This is a genomic window from Fulvimarina thalattae, assembly GCF_040239565.1.
Taxonomy (GTDB): Bacteria; Pseudomonadota; Alphaproteobacteria; order Rhizobiales; family Rhizobiaceae; genus Fulvimarina.
Genome location: NZ_JBEHWS010000002.1, coordinates 76,449 through 93,434 on the forward strand (window position 1 = coordinate 76,449; position 16,986 = coordinate 93,434).

Here is a 16,986-nt window from a genome sequence, read left to right on the forward strand (position 1 = left end):
GGTTGGTCCCGGTGCTGGTAATTTCGGTCGGCGCAGGCGATGTCGCGCGCCACATAAAAAAGGGCGGGCCGTGGGGCCCGCGCTTCGTGAGGGCGATCTACGGACAGATGCACCCGGTGTCAAGCGCCAAATGGAAAAACGGATGCGCCGGAAAAGCCGGATTTTCAGCGCTTCGCTCCGCCTTGGTATCTGGATACCGCATCGATGATCGATATGGCAAGTTCGATTTTCCGCTGTCGGGGCCTAGCTCTCGGACGGGACCCCCGGAACGAGAGCGTATTCACCCAGTGGCCGATCAAAACATCGACGACGTCGTCGGCATTCTCGACAAGCTGAAGGAACTGGCGGAAAGCGACCATCAGGTCTCGGTCGGCGAGGTGACGGACGCATTCGGGCGACGCGGGTATGGTCCGCTTCTCGCTGTTCCCGCGCTTGTCGGGGCTTCGCCCGTCGGCGGCATTCCGACGGTACCGACGATCCTGGCGGTCGTCATCGTCATCGTGGCAGTCCAGATGGTGTTCGGAGCCCGGAGTTTCTGGATGCCGGGTTTCCTGTCGGACCGCGCCGTCTCCTCCAAGAAGCTCGGCAGCGCGGTCGAGCGCGTAAGGCCATGGGGCAAGCGGCTGGACCGCCTGTTCAAGGATCGGCTCCAGGTTTTGACGACGATGGTCTTCGAGCGGATCGCGGCGGTCTGCTGCGTGGTGCTGGCCCTGATCGTGCCACCGCTCGAATTCGTGCCCTTCGCGGCGGCGATCCCGTTCATCGCGATTCTGCTGTTCGGGATCGCGCTCGCTGTCCATGACGGCGTTGTCATGCTGGTCGCCTTCGCGTCGGCAGCCGGCGCTGCCTATGCGGCCTACACGTTTTTCCCGAGCGACACGCCTTCGTGGTTCCCGTTCTGAACGGGAACCATCGACCTCGTTGCTTACGAGGGAGCCTCTCCCTCCGACACGTCGTGACTGGCTTCAAGCGTCTCGATGAAGCTCTGGCACCAGGTCTGCGCCGTACCCGAGAAGACCGCCTCGCGCATCGCCTCCCAACGGCGCTTGCGCTCTTGCAGGGGCATGGTGAGCGCGCGCTGCATCGCGGCTGCGACATCGTCCGTGTTGTAGGGATTGACGACGATGCAGCCGCTTTTCAATTCGTCGAGCGCTCCCGCGAAGCGTGACAGGATGAGGACGCCGGGATCTTCAGGATCCTGCGCCGCAACGAATTCCTTTGCGACGAGATTCATGCCGTCGCGCAGCGGCGTGACGAGACAGACGCGGGCGGCGCGGTAGATGCCGGCGAGCGCCTTTCGCGTGAATCCGCGCGTCATCATCTGCAACGGCGTCCAGTCGAGCGTGGCGAAGCGGCCGTTGAGATGGCCCGCGGTGCGTTCCAGCTCGTCCCGGAGGTCCGCATAGGCGTCAAGTTCCGAGCGCGAAAGCGGCGCGACCTGCAGAAAGATCGCGCTGCCGCGGTTCTCCGGATAGTCCTCAAGCAGGCGTTCGAAGCCGTAGAAGCGTTCGAGCAGGCCCTTGGAATAGTCCATCCGGTCGACCCCGACGATGAGCTTGCGCTCGGCCCCCTCGCCTTCGTTGTTGCGCCGGTCGCGCGTCATGGAAATCAGCATTTCCTCGTGCTCGCTCGCCTCCGGCGAGACCGCGAAGCGGGCATACCCCTCGGCATCGATGCCGATCGGGAAGGTCTTGGCGATCACCGTGCGGTCGCCGACGCGGACGCGGTCCTGCTCCAGCTCTTCGCCGCCCAACTCCCCGACGCAGAAACGCACGAAGTTGTTCCTGTCTGTGTCGGTCTGGAAGCCGATCACGTCGTAGGCGAGAAGTGCGCGCACGATGTCGTGGCTGGCCGGAAGCGCGGAGAACACTTCCGGGGCACAGAAGGGAATGTGAAGGAAGTAGCCGAGCCGCCCCTTGTAGCCCGCCTGCCGCAATTCCGAGCCCATGTAGAAAAAGTGGTAGTCGTGCACCCAGACGAGATCGTTCTCCTTCAGATGCGGAATCAGGCGAACGGCGAAACGGTGGTTCACCTGACGGTAAACCTTGTCCGACGCCCGGTCGAACTCGGCGAGATCCAGCCGGTAGTGCAGCAAGGGCCAGAGCGAGCGGTTGGCGTAGTTGTAGTAGAAACCCTGAAGCTCCTCCTCGCTCATGTCGATCGTGGTCATTTCCACGTTTTCCTGAACCTCGGTCTTGGCGTCTCCCTGCGTGCCCTTGTCGGAGGTTTCGCCGCTCCAGCCGAACCAGAGGCCGCCGCGCCGTTTCAGGGCATCGGAAAGACCCACGACGAGCCCGCCTGCCTGTCCTTCGTCGCTCAGCGGGCCGACACGGTTCGACACCGCGACGAGACGCGGATTGCTGTCAGCCATTGGAATTCACCTCGTCCTTGTCTGTCTTGCCGATCGTTTCGGCGATCCATCGATGCACGGCCTCTACATCGGCTAACCGATATTCGGCGGCACTGTTTCGGCTGCCGACCTTGACCGAGATGCCGCCGCGGCGCTTCACCTCTTCCAGCGCGAATTCGTCGGTCGTGTCGTCGCCGGCATAGATGGGCGTGCGGCCCTTGAACGGCGGCTCCTCCATCATCGCGGCCAGCGCCCGGCCCTTGTCCATGCCGGCGGGGTGGACCTCGACGATGTTGTCGCCATCCATGACGACGAGATCGTCGCGGTCCTCGACCGCGTGCTTCACCGCCGAGCGGGCGACCTCCTCAAGATCGGGCGCGGTGCGGTAATGAACGACGAGGGCGAGGCCCTTGTCTTCGAGATGCAGGCGCGGATTTTCCTCGACCAGCGAACTCAGCGCCTTTCGAACGGGCTCAAGCTCGTCTTCGGTCATCAGGCGCGTCGTTTCGGCGCCGGGTTGGACGCGCCGTTCGAGGCCGTGGACACCGGCGGCGGCGAACTTCATCGGGTCCAGAAAGCGGTCGAGATCGGAGACCTTGCGTCCGCTGACGATCGCAAGCGCGCCTTTGCAGGCACGCTGGAGCGCCATCAGCGGCTCGAGCGTGCCCTCGGGAAGGGAGACGGCATCGGGGTCGTCGACGAGTTCGGCGAGGGTGCCATCAAAATCGAGGAAAATGGCGTGGGTTGCGGGATCGATCGGAGGCGGTGCGTCTGAATGGGTCATCGTGATCGGAAACCTAGCGCCAAGCCGACCGGCGCCAAGCGCTTCCATCCAAACGAACCGTCCTCCGGCAGGTTCGGCGGGCTATAGACGGAGCATGGTTGCGGTTCGTTCGTCGACGACGCCGGTTGCCGGAAGCCCGGCGGCGGCCTGCCAGGCGCTCAAGGCCGCGGCCGTGCGCGGACCGAAAAGGCCATCGATGCGGATCGCCGAACCGGCGGATCGAAGCGCTTCCTGTAGGCGGAGCACCGCCCTTCCCTTTGCACCGATTGCGAGCGGTCGCATGGCGTGATCGGTGGCTTCCAAAGCCGCAGAGGCGCGCTTGAAGGCCGCAGCGATCTTCTTGTCATAGGCGTTTCGGCGATAGCCGGGGCCGTTGTAGCGGCGGGCGAAACCGGCATAGTCGCCATCGGACAGACGATCGGACAGCGCGCCGATGCGCAGGAAGCGCGCGGCGACATCGAACTGGCCGGCAATGGAACGCCGCGCTGTCGCCGCGAGCGCTTCGGCGGAGCCGTAACCGAGCGTCTCACCGTGCGATCCCATCACCTGGCAGAGCCCCCAGGAGACCGAGCCGCAGGCCGCTTCCGCATCGATCCGGCAGGCGCGCTCGAACAACGCCCAGCGTGCGCTCTGACCGACGGGATTCTTGATGCGCCCGGCGCGCGGGCTGGAGAGACCCTCGGCGCGTGCTCGCGTCCGTGCGGCCTCCGAAAGGCGCCGGTCGAAGTAATGGCCCTCGAACCGGATCAGCGGTTCGGGCCGCCCGTCGATTTCGGCGAAAGGCACGGCGCGGGTTTCGACCAGCGCAACCGCGATCAGCACATTCGGGCCAACGCCCGTTTCACCGGCGACATGCTGCGCCGCCTCGATTACCCGTTTCTCGATCGCCATTATCGTCATCCTTTCCTTCGGACCTGTTCCGAAGATCGAGGATGCGGGCGGTAGCGGAGGCCGTGGATAAAGCCGGCCTGGACACGGGGAGATCGAGCGACGGTTGTGCCCTCGCCGGCGCTTCCAGCGGCAAGCAGGCCTACTCGGCGGCCTCGGACCGTTCCGGCATGTCGGTGGCGACCGAAGTCCGTCCGTAGGCTCCAGCGATTTCGTTCGCGATCATCTCGGCGGTGACGGGACCGAGGGTCCAACCGAGATGGCCGTGTCCGGTGTTGTAGAAGACCGTCTTCGTTTTTCCCGGCCCGACCTTGGGCATCATGTTCGGCATCATCGGACGAAGGCCGGCCCAGGATTCATAGTCGCCGATCGCAACGCCCGGAAAGCGCGTGCGGCACCAAGCGAGAAGCGGATCGATCCGCTCCTGGCGCACGGTGCGGTCCTCGCCGGTGAACTCGGCGGTTCCGGCGATGCGCAGGCGTTCGCCGAGGCGGGTGCCGACGACCTTTGCGTGATCGTCGAGGATCGAGACATGGGGCGCTGCATTTCGGCTCTCTTCGTCCTTCAGTTCGATCGTGATCGAATAGCCCTTCACCGGATAGACGTTGACGCGATCGCCCAGCATCTTCGCGATCGCCCGGCTCCGAACGCCTGCGCAGACGACCACCGCGTCGAAGGTCTCGGTCAGCTCCGGGCCGTCGTTGTTGAGGTCGCGCACCGTGAGTTCGGCGCGTTTCTCGTCGGCGTTCGCGCCGGTCACCTTTGTCTCGTAGCGGATCGAAGCCCCTTTGCGCTGGCAGGCCTCGGCAAGGCCGCGCGTGAAGGTGTGGATGTCGCCGGTGAAGTCGCTTTCGGTGTAATAGCCGCCGATGAAATTCCCGGTGACGGCCGGTTCGATCTGGCAGATATCCTCGGGGGAGATATAGCGGCGGGAGAGCCCTCCCCGTTCGAGCAGCTTGTTGACCTCGGTCGCGTGCTCCAGCTCGCCGGCATCCTCGAAGACATGCATGATGCCGCGCTTCTCGATGTCGAAGTCGATGCCCTCGCGATCGGCCATGTCGAGAAGGTGGCGCCGGGCGGCGATCGCCATCTCGGTCGTGCGGACGGTGTTGTCCTCGTAGGAACGCGAGGCGAGCACGAATTCCAGAAGCCAGGAGAGTTTGTGCGGCGTCGGCGCCGGGTGGACGAGCAGCGGCGCGTCCTTGGTGAACATCCATCTGAGGCCCTTGAGGAAGGTCGAGGGCCGGTTCCAGACCTCGGCGTTCGAGGCCGACAGCTGTCCGGCGTTGGCAAAGGATGTTTCCATCGCCGCACCCGGCCGCTGCTCGAAGACGGTGACGTCGAACCCTCTCTCCAGAAGCTTGTAGGCCGTGGTGATACCGGTGATACCGGCTCCGAGGACGGCGATGGAGGTCATAAGCGCCACTCCGCTTGCGAGCTTGAACACGAATGGAAGTTTGTGTGCTGCAAGACCGAAAGGCAATCTTCGGATTTCACATGACGGCGGAAACCCACGGTTTCGAGAGGCGCACTTGAAACTGAATACGCTGAAAGTGGTTCAAAAATGGAGCGTTCGAAAGGCCGGGATAAGCGGCAAGCGACCATATCAGCGACCGCTGTCTAACGGCAGCCATGCGGACGACGCGGACCCACAGCTGTAGAAACTGACATGTGGTGCGCGCGTGGCGTTCAATTTAAGCGTGTCACCGATCAGGCTTACCGCATCAAGCGCCCCGTCATATTACGACCTATGTGATAGCACGTTGAGAATCTTCCCGGTGGGATCAGCGACGAAGAAGCGACGCACTCCCCACGGCTCATCGGTCAGGTCGTACTTGATGTTGCAGCCCGTCTCTTTGCTCGATCATAAACAGCGTCCACGTCGTCAACCTCAATGGAAAGGTCAGGCACCGGAGCCCCTGAGCCGCCTTCGCTCATCAGACTTACCTGGGTAGTCGCACGTTCCTCGGAGCCTAGAGCACATTTGCCGAGCCGCCCGGAAAATCGCAGCGCGTCGTTCCGGCTTCGACATGCATGAAGGTATCGGCGACGAAGGCCGCGTCTCCCATCACATAGGTTACCGAGCCAAGCGTGTGGCCCGGCGTAAGCATGACCTTCACCGGGATGGAGCCAACTTCGAAGGTTTCGCCGTCGGCCAAAAGACGATCAAAATCGCGGTCGGGATCGAAGGCGCCCGGCGTGTGGTAGAGATCGCGCCAGAGACCGGCGATCTCGCGCACCTTCTCGCCGATGGCGGCGGGCGCGCCGAGCTTCTCCTTGAGATAGGCTGAGGCCATCAGATGGTCGGCATGCGGGTGCGTGTCGAGGATTCAATCGATGTCCAGACCCTTTTCCCTGACGAAATTCAGGATCTCGTCGGCCGCTGCCGCGCCAGCGTTTCGACGCCGCCGAATACAAGCTCGTGCAGAGCCTCGGCACGAACATCACGGCCAAGCGCAGCAAGTTCGAGCTTGCCGCCGGAAAGCTCAGCCCGAACAGTCTGGAAACGCGTGCGCAAAGAGATCGGACAGCACTCCAACGGCTGGCGCGCGATCTTCCAAGGGCGCTCGAGCGCGAGAAGGACCGCAAGCGGGACCTGCTGAGGTTCCAGGCGGCGCGACTGACGCCGGCCGGTATCGAACGGCAATACAGGCAGGGTCGCGAGCGTCTCGACGCGCTCCCGAAACGCCTTGACCGCAGTATAACGCAGAGACTTGCGGAAGCGCGCAACGATGTCGATCAGAAGGCGCGGCTGCTCAAGGGCCTTTCCTATGAAGCTGTGCTCGACCGGGGCTTTGCGCTGGTGCGCGACGAAGCCGACAAGCCGGTCAAGCAGGCGTCCGATGTGAGTGAAGAATGGCGAAAAGCTGACGCTTGAGTTCGCCGGGCGCCAACGCGTCGATGTCGTCGCAACGGAGGGCGCAGCGGCAAAGCCGTCTCCGCGGCAAGGCGATCTGTTCTAGCCTTTAAAACGCAAGAAAGCCCCGAGGATCATCCATCGGGGCTATTTGGATATTTTGGTCGCGTGGGCAGGGTTTAGACACTGCTTCTTTTGATCCGCGACCAGAATGCCTGACAAAAATCCAGCCCTTACGCCAATGCAACGGGGCTTCCTGTAGAAAACAGGATAGATACGTTGCTCCCGGCCTTTACCGGGAGCTTGTCGTTGCGATTGGCCTTTCCGGTCCTCAGAATGCCCAGCTCAGATTTCCGCGTCCACCGTGATCGGAAACGCCGTCGCCGACTTTTCCGGAATACGATACGCCAATGCTCAGAGCATCATTGATCGCTGTATTCAGGCCTGCTTCGAACACAGCCACATCCTCGGGGAGCGGAACGCCCGAGATGGTGAACGGGCTGCTGCCGTCAAACTGATGCCTGCTCGTCGGCGTTTCGTCACTGAAGGCATGGCTCCAGCCCACCATACCCGAGGCCGTCAGTGGGACCTCTCCAAAGTTGAAGTCCTGGGACACCCGAAGACCGATCGTCGAGAACGTCGTGTCTATCTCGTTGCCAAAACCGGTCAACGCGGCAGCCCCACCGGACTCGGTGAACCCATCCGTGTTCAGGTTAACGTATTCCAGTCCCACGAAAGGTTCGAAACTCGCCTCGCCCACATCAATTGTGTAGCCAACATCACCATAGATCTGGAAGCTCTGAGCATCGTAATCTGCCGAAAGCTTATCGCTGAAGCCGCGAAAGGCAACAGACCGATCCGTCGAGACGTCATGCCAAGTGTAGCTGATGCCGAAACTCGCACCGAGCTTATCCCATTGGCCACCACCATATACACCCAAGTCGAAATTATCGCTGGTACCGGACGAGTTGAGATCATCCACGCTGAAAGAAGATTGGCTATGACCACCGACCACCCCGAGACGCATATTTTCGGAGACAGCAACGTCGGCGCCAACAAACAGACCGCCGATATCGCGTTCCATGTCGGCTGCATTGCCATCGCCATCGAACTGCCCCCACGAACCGAAACCGCGAGTCCAAAGGGCAAGCCCTTGGGCTTCTTCAGCATCTACGATCACTGCGCGAGGTGTCCGATCATTCAGATCAATGCCAGGTTCATAAGTGATGACCTGCTGCGGCTTACCAACTCCGCCAAAAGCACCACGAATATGATCGCCAGTGGCTTCGCGCACGAAGCGGCCGTCCTCGATCAGAACCGTCATTGCCGAGGCATGAATCTCGCCGGAACTCTGATCAAAAGCGGCGCGTGCTGTTGCATCGTCCGGCATTGTTTCGATTATACCGCGCAATCCATTGCCGACCGGCAGGCTTTGCAGACCGGAGCCAGCACCATACTGGTTGCGTGTCAGCGCTGCATCTGTAAAGGACCGGATCTGGGCCACGTCGAGATAGACATTGTTGGCGTCATAGTTATCGCGGATACCGTAGAACGCCGAGATAAGTGTGTCGTTGAGCGTGTAAGTGCCTGTTACGCCGCCTGTCGCAGTTAACACTGTATAGCGGCTATTGGGTAGAAAGCTGCCGGTGCCGTAGCTGGTAGCCTGAAGAGTTGCACCGTTCTGAATTGTGGCAGTTCCGTTAACGACAATCTTGTCGGACGTCGTTGTTCCGGGCACCAGCTCCACCGCATAGGCAGAGCCAGGTTGAGCCACATAGTTGCCGTTGACCGTCAGTGTGCCAGGACTGTTGCCGGGAGAAATTGTAGAGCCGGCTTGTGCCACGATGCCGCCGACCGTGCCGGAACCTGACAAAATCGAGCCGGACTGCGTCGTCACCACGGAGCCCGCCAGCGAGCCGTTCACGTTCAAGCGGCCATCTGCAAGCGTCGTCGCTCCCGAAAAAGACGAAGAATCCCCTGTCAGATTTAGTGTGCCCGTGCCCATCTTGGTTAGGGTACCTGTGCCCGAAATCGTTTTGGCGAAGGTAAAATCGTCATTATCGGCAAAGGTCAGTGCGCTGTTGTTCGTGATCGACCCGCCGAAATTCGCGTCTGCGCCCATCAGTAGCCCCGCCCCGGAAGCGATGACGGCTGAACCGGTGAATCGAGAGGCGTCTCCCGTCAGTGTCGTTGTGCCGGCGAGTGCGTCGATCACGCCATCGCCAGCAATAGCCGCGGCAAACAAATAGTCCGATGCAGTATGGTTAAAGACCAGCGTGCCATCGCCCTCGCCAAAGGCGAGATTGGCCGCCTTCAGTGTACCCGGCGCAGCCGCGGATTGCCCGGCTCCGGCCCCGATGTTCAGCGTGCCAGTCGATCCAGCTTTGGAAGCTATGCTGAGGGTCCCATCATACATTCCGTTCGTCTCGGCGCCAACCGTCACCAAACCACCATCGGAGATGTTTAGCGTGCCATTGCCTTCGTAGCCGACACGAAGGGTGCTGCCATTATCGGTCAGGGTCGAGTTAGCGCCAGTGACGGTTACCACGCCGGTACCGCCGGAACTCAAGCCAATACGACCGTCTTTATTGATGACCGTTCCGCCATTCTCGATGGACAGTGTGCCCGCAGAGGCTCCAAAGCCAAGTATCAGCTGGCTGCTGTTCGTCCAGATCGATCCCGCATCCCTAACCGTCACGGTACCTGAACCACCGGCGCGCGCGCCGATGAAGCCGTTAGAATTGCTGACTGACCCACCGTCCGTGATCGTTAGTGCACCAGTGCCGCTCCAGCCTATGGAGAGTTCGCGGCCCGGTCCGTTGACCCAGGATGAACCTGAACCATCCACCGTTACCGTGCCGTTGCTGCCAGCTTGATATCCGACAGTACCTTCGCCAGCATTGGTGACTTTCCCACCATCCTTGATGTTCAGGGTACCGGTGCCGCCTGAGCCGACAATGAGCTCGCCGGTATATGAAGTTGTCGTGTTAACGTCACGGACATCGCCGTCGTCGATGACCTCGTCAACCGAGGCCGCCATAGCCCCGTGCGAAAGCATAGCCATCAACGCCGTCGAGGCAAGGAACAGTCGCTTGCGGGCAACAAGGCAAGCAGAGCGCGAGCAGGAATTCTGTAAATCAGTGGTCATCAAAAAAGCTTTCTCGCCCCTTCATTCACTACATAAATTCGTACCGTCTGGCACTTTTCGATCCGTCTGGCACTTTTCGATTCCGAAAATGAACGGACAAGAATCTCGATACGTGAGACCAGTGCTCGAATCAAGTGTAAAATACAATCTCCGAGACTTTCCAGAGAACTAAGGATTCCCACTTTCCAGAAAACTAAGAAATCCCACTTTTCCCTTATTATACAATGACTTACGTCGAATCTCTCCTGCGCTCGATCGCTCGAGCCCTTCTCGGCATATCGCCTGCCGCCCCAGCCGAAAGAAAGGCACGGTCACAACTGAACCGCCAGCTCCAGGACAAGGCCGCGAATCGGCTCATGAACCCAGCGATGTCGTGACTGGCCTCAGTTCGCGCGCAAGCTTTATGGCTGGCGTGCGCGCCAATTCGTCAATGAAGCGATCCATGAGCACGTTGACATCGCGACTTATGGCAAGGCCAGGTGCGCCGATCAGTTCCGTTCGTCGCTGCGTTAGGTGTTTGGTCCCGCAGCGTGATGATCCATCCGAAATCCATCAGCACGCCGAGTCCGAACAGGTCAGTATAGAACTGCTGCACCTCGCTCGGAACGTCGGCTGCAACGTTCGCAACGATACGCAACACCTTCATCTGCTCACCTCTCAATGTTCCCGTCACCATGGGCAGCAGTCTAGATAAAGCCACGCTAGAAGCTTCACGCTTCCCATTGCAAAACCGCTGTCCTTCATTCTTTCGAACGGCAGCAACTGGTAATTTGGGCCGGAAGCTGAACGCAGCTTCCGGGTGGGATTGGCGGAAAGCTGCCCTCTGGCCCACGATCCTTCCGATGCGTTGAATGCGCCATCGTCATCATCCGGCAACTGCAATCGGCAGACATTCGAAACCACAGGCCTTGCGACCCCGGCCAACAGCTGGAGCGGTATTGGAGCCATTCGCCGGACACACGAATTGACACCGAGGATCAATTCGTGTGTCCGGCAGGACGAGAAAATTGGCGGGCGTCTAAACGCGGACGCGTCTGGTCATCGGTGTCTTGCCGAACCATCTACGCCAGCGCCAGGCGTCGAGGTCGCTTTTCCAGCCTCTTGATTGTCGCGCCGCCAATGGCAGACCCAAGAAGAGGACATTCACCTTCATGACAGCCGCACTGTTTCAACCGCTTGATCTCGGCGCGCTCAAACTTTCCAACCGCATCGTCGTCGCGCCCATGTGCCAGTATTCGGCGGACAATGGTTCGGCAACAGACTGGCACATGATGCATCTGGGGTCGCTCAGCCTGTCGGGTGCCGGTCTTCTTATCTTCGAGGCCACCGGCGTGTCACCCGAAGCGCGGATCACAGCGTGGGATCTGGGACTTTATTCAGACGAAAATGAAGCCGCGCTCGCTCAGGTGATCGCCGCCATCCGCGTTCATTCCGATATCCCGCTTGCCATCCAGCTCGCCCATGCTGGACGCAAGGCGTCCAGCGACAAGCCCTGGAACGGCGGGAAGCAGATTTCCGCGACCGAGCCCATGGGCTGGCGCACGAAGGCACCTTCTGCCGTGCCCCATTCTGAGGGCGAGCAAGCCCCCGAGGCGCTCGACGACGCTGGCCTTCAGAAAGTGATGGACGATTTCGTGGACGCTGCCCGGCGCAGTGTCGCTCTCGGCTTGCAGGGCATCGAACTCCACGCGGCACACGGATATCTCCTGCACCAGTTCCTCTCTCCGATCGCCAACAGGCGCGACGACGAATATGGTGGCTCACTGGAAAACCGCATGCGCTTTCCGCTCGCGGTGTTCGACGCGGTCAAGGCTGCCGTTCCCGCCGGTTTTCCGGTCTGGGTCCGTGTCTCCGCCAGTGACTGGGTCGAGGGCGGATGGGATATCGACGGCACGATCGCGTTTTCCAAAGCGCTCGAAGAGAAGGGTTGTGCGGCGATGCACGTGTCCTCGGGCGGTGTTTCGCCGGACCAGCAGATTCCGATCGGCCCCGGCTACCAGCTGCATTTTGCCGAAGCGGTGAAAAAGGCCGTGTCGATCCCGGTCATGGGGGTCGGTCTCATCACCGACGCCAAGCAGGCCGAACAGGTGGTCGAGACCGGTCAGGCGGACGCCGTCGCTCTTGCCCGCGCGATGCTCTACGATCCGCGTTGGCCCTGGCACGCGGCCGCTGAACTGGGTGCGAGCGTCACCGCTCCGCCGCAATATTTCCGCTGTCAGCCGCACGGCCTGAAGCACCTCTTCGAGGCGGCAAGCCACGGAAAGCGTTAGAGCGCGGGGCGAAAAGGTCGGCACCCGTTTTTCGATCGACGCAACGCGCACACTGGTCTTCCCATCGCCGGCGCTTGTCGCTATACGGGCCGCCCTTTGCCCGGATCGTTACGTCCACTTCTCCCGGCATTTCCCATAGATGCCGCAGGTTGGCGTCCGTCCGTCGCTGCGCTGTCCGAGGCTCGTTTCCATGTCCATCACGGTTTTTCCGGGCGTCGATTTCGGCACCACGAATTCGACTGTCGCCCTCGGCACCGCTGACGGTGCCCCCCAATTGGTCGCGCTCGAGGGAGAGCACCTCAGCCTGCCGTCGGCGCTGTTCTTCTCGCTCGAGGACGGAGAGACCTATTACGGGCGGGCGGCTGTAGACGAATACGTGGACGGTGCCGAGGGCCGGTTCATGCGCGCGCTGAAAAGCATTCTCGGCTCATCGCTCATGAAGGAGACGACAGCTGTCGGTCGTCAGCGCATGAGTTTCGAAGCCTTGATCGGCTGTTTCCTCAAGCGCTTGAGGGAACGGTTGGAAGCTGCGACCGGTGCGGCGGCGGGACCGGTGGTCTTCGGACGCCCGGTCCGGTTCGTCGACGAGGACGATGCGGCCGATGCAAGGGCTGAGGAAGAGCTGGCGCGCGCGGCGCAGAGCGTCGGCTTCTCCCATGTCGAATTTCAGTTCGAGCCGGTGGCAGCCGCGCTCTATGCCGAACGTCAGCTGACCGCCGAACGGCTTGCCCTCGTCGTCGACATCGGCGGCGGCACGTCGGACTTCACTCTGGTGCGGTTATCGCCGGAACGGGCACGCTCGCTCGATCGGCGGGAGGATATCCTCGCGACCGGCGGCGTCCACGTGGGCGGAACGGATTTCGACCGGCTCCTCAACATCGCGCGAATGCAGCCGCTGCTTGGTCTCGGCTCCTTCACGCGCGATGGCAAGCGTGAGATGCCGCGCTGGTACTTCAACGACCTCGCCACCTGGCACCGGGTCAACCTCCTCTACACGCAGAAGATCAGGCGCGACGTCTTTGAGTTGACGCGTGAGGCCGCCGAGCCGGAAAAGCTGGAGCGGCTCGCCCATATTTTGGAGAGTCGCTCCGGCCACCGGCTCGCGGGCGCTGTGGAGCGCGCCAAGATAACTCTGACCGACGAGCCGGAAACGGCGATCCGCCTTTCGGAGCCGGGTCTGAAGCTGGACGCCCCGGTAAGGCGCGCCGATTTCGAGATGGTGACCGAGGAGCTGACCTTAAGGATCACCGACGCCATCGAAGCCGTGCTTGGCGGCGCGGGCGCGAAGGCGAAAGCGGTTGAGACCGTGATCCTCACCGGAGGCGGCGCGGAGGTTCCAGCAGTGCGACGGGCGGCCCTTGCTCCCTTCCCCCATGCGGAGGTGACGCGCTCCGATGCCTTCGGCTCCGTCGGTCTCGGCCTTGCGCTGGATGCAGCCCGCCGCTTTCGTTGAAAGCGAAAAGCGGCAAGCAGGCGTCGTGAAGCGCAGGGCGACCTCGAAGCCGTGATACCGTTTTCCAAGCGAATCCGGCTCTCAGCCTCGAAATCAATGGAACTTGAAAGCTGTCACAATGCATGAGCGGTGGATCGCTCTAAAGGGTCGGAAGCTGCCAGTCCCTCACGTCGCCAAACCTGAAACAGATCATCATTCTGTTCTATTGACCGGGCAAAATCATCAGCTATCGTTTTCGACACCGTCCCGGCGCTCGCCCTTTGCCACAACGCTAAGCGTACCGTCCGGCAAGGGCCGCTGCAGATTTTTCGCCTCGTCCCACTCCGCACGCAGCCATGTGTCGATCTCGCCCGCCTCGGTCAGGATCACCGGCATCGCCTTCGGGTGAACCTTGCCTACCTCCTCGTTCGCGTCGCAGGTGAGGAAGCCGTACAGATCGGCGTTGACCTTCCCCTCTTTCACCTTCCGCACGCTAGTCCAGTTCGTCCAGATGCCGGCGAAGACGGCAAGAGGTCGCTCTTCGGAGAGCGCGAACCAGATGGGCACCTTCTTGCCGCCGACGCTCTCGTATTCGCTGAAGGAGGTGAATGGCACCACGCAGCGATGCGGGGGCGAGAGCCAGCGCCGCCAGTGCGGGCTCTTCGTGTTCCGGATGTTGGTGACGCCGGGATCCGTCTTCCGGTCCTTCAGAACGAATTCCGGGCTGGGCATGCCCCAGCGCATCATGGTCAGCTCACGATCGCCGGACTCGCCGGTTCGCACGACCGGTGCTTCCATGTCCGGAAAAATGCCCGGCAGGCTCGGCAGATTGCCGGTACGGTCCGTTATCGCCCGCGTGAACTCGCGGATCGCCGCCTGGCCCTTGCTCATCGAATAGAGATTGCACATCGAATAAGTTTCCAGACGTCTAGAGCCGCTCCTCCCGCCATATGGGGCGCCGTATCGTCCTGACGCGCACCAGACGCCTGACGATCAGATCGCGCATCTCAGGTCCGGTGAGATATGGCGCGTCCACCTCGACGTAATCCCTTCGGCCGCACCGTTCGCATTTCAATCGCCGCCGCAGTTGGTCGACCTCGACGTCTCCAAGGAGGATTGCGAGATCGTCCGGGTGATAGAAGCGCGTGGCCGATCGGCAGTAGTCGCACTTCACGCGCACAAATCGGCCCTGCGGGCCAAGCTGGCGAAGCGTCAATCCCACGGTGGTCCGGTGCGGCGTCATTCGGAACGAATAAGGAACAAACGGTCGATTCGGCAAGGAAGCGAGAGAATGCCAGATCGCGCCTCAAACGAACTCCGTATCCTCGAAAGCCGCGTGATCGGGCGCCGATCCAGCCGGTGAGACAGAATAGGGTGAAAGTGTTTCGGAAAGAGCGTTCGAAAGGCCGGGCTGGGTGGATTGCTGCTGGTCAGTTTTGGGAAGGATGATCGGCAAGCTGCCATGCGCTCCGATTTAAGCTTCGGTAACGTGCCAAAGGACGCCAGAGGATCGTGAACAAATCTGACGATCAGCGCCCATGGCTAAAGAGCTGGACGGGACGGCGGTTTGGCTCCGAAGCGCGCTGCCACCTGTTCGGGATCATACCGCTCCCACCAATCGGAGAGATCGGTAATCGCTCGCTGAATCATGAGGTTTTCGGCCAAATCCTTCAGGTAAAAGTTTGGAGAAAAAAGCCGTCGGTCCCGTGTGCCATGGCGGTGATCTGGTCTGTTTCAGACCCCGCCACGAACCCACGAGCTTCGTAGAACTGTCGTGATTGATCGTAATTCTTTGCGGGCACAAACGGTCGAAGCACAAAGACCCCCAGCGCACACGGCACTGTGGCACGTCAGATTCTGAGATGCGGCAACTGCTGAGTCAACGACGAGGAAGGGTCCAAACCTGCCGATCACCTATCCCGCCGTGTCTGAAACCGAGTTGATATTTCAATCCCGACGTCGGGTTCATGCGGGTGCGTCAGAACCCTCGCCTGCCGCTCGAGCATTCGCAGCTGAGATTGTCTGCGTGTTCTGAATTCACAGCGCCGCCTGGATTTCGATGCGTGACTTGAGCTGCTCTTTCACGAGGCCATTCGCCAGATCGGCCATGAGAGAGAGGCTGAGACCGCCAATGTTCTGCGCGACATCCTTGGTCTTCTGCCAAATAGCCGGATCGCGGATGCTGTCGAGGAAATCGTGGCCGAAGGACGTGAGCCGTAGAACGCTTGTTTCAGCACCGTTTACCGGAGCGGTATGAATGAGGCCGCTCTCAGCCATAAGCGCCAGATGATACTCGACAGCGTTTTTCGAATATCCTCCGAATTCCCAGCCGGCTATCGCGGTAGATCCATCGAGATCCTCGTTTTGCTCGAAATCGAGGAGAATTTCGCGGATCAAGTCCATATCGCGTGTCATGCGGCTTCCTCTCCAGGTCGTCGTGGTTCTGCAGAACCAAGCCACAGATTTCCAATTTGGTGAATTTGACACATAATCACTTTTTATCTGTGATCGTTGCAGCCGTTCTCAGAATTTTTTATCGCCGGTGCTTGGTTGCACTTTCAGTCTGAAAGCACAAAAGGCCTTTTCGGAAGACATGGGTCGTTACCCCAAAACCTGCGGGGGACTTTTCATATCCGGAGCCTTCGTCATCCTTCCGCCCTCCTAAAGCTTATCGAAGGGATTCGAAGTCGCCTTGATGGATGTACTCAGGCGTATAGTCGAACTCCATCCGGCCCAAGCGAAAATCGAGAAAGGTGAAAATAGACAACCTGGTGGGGCGAGGGTTGCCTGCCGGCTTGTCCGTCCGCTTGATGTGCGTTGCAACCTCTTTCAGATCGAACATGACCTCTTCGAAGCCCTCAAGCTCCGACTACCACGTGAACGTCAAAAGCTTAGCGGGGAATACTGTCTCCGGCGGGTCAGAAAGACCATCAGCAACTCACCTAGCATCGGCAGACGCAGACCCGGCACCGATCACCGATCACCGATCATTACATCCGTTCGTGAAGAGTACGTTTTCGGTGCGGATACGAAGAATAGGGTGAAACATCCGAGAAACCGTCTGAGCTTCTTTTATCGTTTCGTTTAAATTATAGCCGTAGCGAACAAGACAACACTGCAAATAATCGAGGGGGAATACAAGTATATTTTTGAAAAGATCGAGTACATCGAAGACCGAGAGCTGATATATGGAGCGAAGAACCTCCATGCCACCGTTATTTCGACGGCTCACGTGACAGAGCGGAAAGGCCAGCGCG

Annotated in this window: 14 protein-coding genes and 1 pseudogene; 4 read left to right on the forward strand and 11 right to left on the reverse strand. The window is 60.6% G+C overall.

The features are described 5' to 3' along the window. Nucleotides 1-287 precede the first annotated feature (287 nt). Nucleotides 288-902 carry an exopolysaccharide biosynthesis protein gene (locus ABRA89_RS03365; protein WP_349940045.1) on the forward strand — a complete coding sequence of 205 codons (615 nt, stop codon included), beginning with the start codon at nucleotides 288-290 and terminating at the stop codon, nucleotides 900-902. A gap of 23 nt (nucleotides 903-925) precedes the next feature. Here ABRA89_RS03365 and ABRA89_RS03370 read toward each other — a convergent pair whose 3' ends face one another. The 6 genes and pseudogenes from ABRA89_RS03370 to ABRA89_RS03395 all read right to left on the reverse strand — a co-directional run bounded on the left by ABRA89_RS03370 (nucleotide 926) and on the right by ABRA89_RS03395 (nucleotide 6,352). Next, nucleotides 926-2,371, reverse strand: a complete 1,446-nt coding sequence (locus tag ABRA89_RS03370; protein WP_349940046.1) for an alpha,alpha-trehalose-phosphate synthase (UDP-forming) — start codon at nucleotides 2,369-2,371, stop codon at nucleotides 926-928. Further along, on the reverse strand, nucleotides 2,364-3,182 hold the full coding sequence (otsB, locus tag ABRA89_RS03375; protein WP_349940047.1) for a trehalose-phosphatase: 819 nt from the start codon (nucleotides 3,180-3,182) through the stop codon (nucleotides 2,364-2,366). The genes ABRA89_RS03370 and otsB overlap by 8 nt, the downstream gene beginning before the upstream one ends. 33 nt (nucleotides 3,183-3,215) lie before the next feature. Next, nucleotides 3,216-4,025 carry an N-acetylmuramidase domain-containing protein gene (locus tag ABRA89_RS03380; protein WP_349940048.1) on the reverse strand — a complete coding sequence of 270 codons (810 nt, stop codon included), beginning with the start codon at nucleotides 4,023-4,025 and terminating at the stop codon, nucleotides 3,216-3,218. A gap of 139 nt (nucleotides 4,026-4,164) precedes the next feature. Beyond that, nucleotides 4,165-5,439 (reverse strand): D-amino acid dehydrogenase, encoded by a 1,275-nt coding sequence (locus tag ABRA89_RS03385; RefSeq protein ID WP_349940049.1) that lies wholly within the window; start codon nucleotides 5,437-5,439, stop codon nucleotides 4,165-4,167. A gap of 324 nt (nucleotides 5,440-5,763) precedes the next feature. Then, a pseudogene (locus tag ABRA89_RS03390) lies at nucleotides 5,764-5,981 on the reverse strand (VOC family protein); the annotation flags it as partial. A gap of 14 nt (nucleotides 5,982-5,995) precedes the next feature. Continuing rightward, nucleotides 5,996-6,352, reverse strand: coding sequence for an MBL fold metallo-hydrolase (locus ABRA89_RS03395; protein WP_349940305.1), 357 nt, complete (start codon nucleotides 6,350-6,352; stop codon nucleotides 5,996-5,998). 53 nt (nucleotides 6,353-6,405) lie between these two features. Here ABRA89_RS03395 and ABRA89_RS03400 point away from each other — a divergent pair, with 53 nt between their 5' ends. Further along, nucleotides 6,406-6,900: an exodeoxyribonuclease VII large subunit gene (locus ABRA89_RS03400; protein ID WP_349940306.1), complete on the forward strand. Its 495-nt coding sequence runs from the start codon at nucleotides 6,406-6,408 to the stop codon at nucleotides 6,898-6,900. A 310-nt stretch (nucleotides 6,901-7,210) separates the two neighbouring features. On the opposite strand, the gene ABRA89_RS03405 is transcribed toward ABRA89_RS03400, so the two are convergent. Continuing rightward, nucleotides 7,211-10,027: an autotransporter outer membrane beta-barrel domain-containing protein gene (locus ABRA89_RS03405; RefSeq protein ID WP_349940050.1), complete on the reverse strand. Its 2,817-nt coding sequence runs from the start codon at nucleotides 10,025-10,027 to the stop codon at nucleotides 7,211-7,213. Between the two features lie 1,151 nt (nucleotides 10,028-11,178). On the opposite strand from ABRA89_RS03405, the gene ABRA89_RS03410 reads away from it, so the two are divergent. Both ABRA89_RS03410 and ABRA89_RS03415 read left to right on the forward strand, forming a co-directional pair. Then, nucleotides 11,179-12,297 carry an NADH:flavin oxidoreductase/NADH oxidase gene (locus ABRA89_RS03410; protein ID WP_349940051.1) on the forward strand — a complete coding sequence of 373 codons (1,119 nt, stop codon included), beginning with the start codon at nucleotides 11,179-11,181 and terminating at the stop codon, nucleotides 12,295-12,297. 190 nt (nucleotides 12,298-12,487) lie between these two features. Continuing rightward, nucleotides 12,488-13,750: an Hsp70 family protein gene (locus tag ABRA89_RS03415; RefSeq protein WP_349940052.1), complete on the forward strand. Its 1,263-nt coding sequence runs from the start codon at nucleotides 12,488-12,490 to the stop codon at nucleotides 13,748-13,750. A 222-nt stretch (nucleotides 13,751-13,972) separates the two neighbouring features. On the opposite strand, the gene ABRA89_RS03420 is transcribed toward ABRA89_RS03415, so the two are convergent. From ABRA89_RS03420 to ABRA89_RS03435, 4 genes are all read right to left on the reverse strand, one after another. Beyond that, nucleotides 13,973-14,638 carry an SOS response-associated peptidase gene (locus ABRA89_RS03420; RefSeq protein ID WP_349940053.1) on the reverse strand — a complete coding sequence of 222 codons (666 nt, stop codon included), beginning with the start codon at nucleotides 14,636-14,638 and terminating at the stop codon, nucleotides 13,973-13,975. Between the two features lie 19 nt (nucleotides 14,639-14,657). Next, on the reverse strand, nucleotides 14,658-14,951 hold the full coding sequence (locus ABRA89_RS03425) for a hypothetical protein (RefSeq protein ID WP_349940054.1): 294 nt from the start codon (nucleotides 14,949-14,951) through the stop codon (nucleotides 14,658-14,660). 815 nt (nucleotides 14,952-15,766) lie between these two features. Beyond that, nucleotides 15,767-16,144 carry a DUF2513 domain-containing protein gene (locus ABRA89_RS03430; protein ID WP_349940055.1) on the reverse strand — a complete coding sequence of 126 codons (378 nt, stop codon included), beginning with the start codon at nucleotides 16,142-16,144 and terminating at the stop codon, nucleotides 15,767-15,769. A 253-nt stretch (nucleotides 16,145-16,397) separates the two neighbouring features. Next, the gene (locus tag ABRA89_RS03435; protein ID WP_349940056.1) at nucleotides 16,398-16,571 is read right to left on the reverse strand and encodes a hypothetical protein; all 174 of its coding nucleotides are present in this window, start codon (nucleotides 16,569-16,571) and stop codon (nucleotides 16,398-16,400) included. Nucleotides 16,572-16,986 lie beyond the last annotated feature (415 nt).

What these genes read in the sequence shown, in the direction of transcription:
- ABRA89_RS03370 (WP_349940046.1), bottom strand. Translation starts at nt 2,371, where the DNA reads ATGGCTGACAGCAATCCGCGTCTCGTCGCGGTGTCGAACCGTGTCGGC.
- otsB (WP_349940047.1), bottom strand. Translation starts at nt 3,182, where the DNA reads ATGGAAGCGCTTGGCGCCGGTCGGCTTGGCGCTAGGTTTCCGATCACG.
- ABRA89_RS03380 (WP_349940048.1), bottom strand. Translation starts at nt 4,025, where the DNA reads ATGGCGATCGAGAAACGGGTAATCGAGGCGGCGCAGCATGTCGCCGGT.
- ABRA89_RS03385 (WP_349940049.1), bottom strand. Translation starts at nt 5,439, where the DNA reads ATGACCTCCATCGCCGTCCTCGGAGCCGGTATCACCGGTATCACCACG.
- ABRA89_RS03405 (WP_349940050.1), bottom strand. Translation starts at nt 10,027, where the DNA reads ATGACCACTGATTTACAGAATTCCTGCTCGCGCTCTGCTTGCCTTGTT.
- ABRA89_RS03410 (WP_349940051.1), top strand. Translation starts at nt 11,179, where the DNA reads ATGACAGCCGCACTGTTTCAACCGCTTGATCTCGGCGCGCTCAAACTT.
- ABRA89_RS03415 (WP_349940052.1), top strand. Translation starts at nt 12,488, where the DNA reads ATGTCCATCACGGTTTTTCCGGGCGTCGATTTCGGCACCACGAATTCG.
- ABRA89_RS03420 (WP_349940053.1), bottom strand. Translation starts at nt 14,638, where the DNA reads ATGTGCAATCTCTATTCGATGAGCAAGGGCCAGGCGGCGATCCGCGAG.
- ABRA89_RS03430 (WP_349940055.1), bottom strand. Translation starts at nt 16,144, where the DNA reads ATGACACGCGATATGGACTTGATCCGCGAAATTCTCCTCGATTTCGAG.
- ABRA89_RS03435 (WP_349940056.1), bottom strand. Translation starts at nt 16,571, where the DNA reads ATGTTCGATCTGAAAGAGGTTGCAACGCACATCAAGCGGACGGACAAG.